This window comes from Gilliamella sp. Pas-s95 (genome assembly GCF_009795795.1).
GTDB classification, from domain to species: domain Bacteria; phylum Pseudomonadota; class Gammaproteobacteria; order Enterobacterales; family Orbaceae; genus Gilliamella; species Gilliamella bombicola.
In genome coordinates this window covers 1-303 of the sequence record NZ_WTFC01000123.1, presented here as the reverse complement: position 1 = coordinate 303, position 303 = coordinate 1, and the positions used below count along the sequence as shown (strand labels likewise).

The following is a 303-nucleotide window of genomic DNA, read 5'->3' as shown; positions in this document are numbered from 1 at the left end:
ATACATCAAGTGCAACAAATCCAATCAGTTTGCCGTACGTTGGGAGTAATTTAAGTCATATAGAAATGATAGTCCCATCATCAACAAATTCAGTGAGTTTAAGTGATTTAGTCACTCGATATAATTATTGGCGTGATGATGATGGGGATGAGCCGGCTGTAAATGGTATATCAGGGGATATATCGGTATCGTTTACGGATAAGGATGGCAATACAGTTAGTCGTAACGATGTATTAGATAAATGTAAGGCTCCTTATAGGGTCACTTTAAGTAGTACAGGGGGGTATTTACAGACACAGTACG

1 protein-coding gene is annotated in these 303 nt (G+C 38.6%); it reads left to right on the top strand.

All coding sequences use genetic code 11. The annotated features are described in order from the left end of the window. Positions 1 to 303, top strand: a 303-nt coding sequence (locus tag GQ598_RS11005) for a hypothetical protein (protein WP_160404151.1), incomplete at both ends; no start/stop codon positions are given.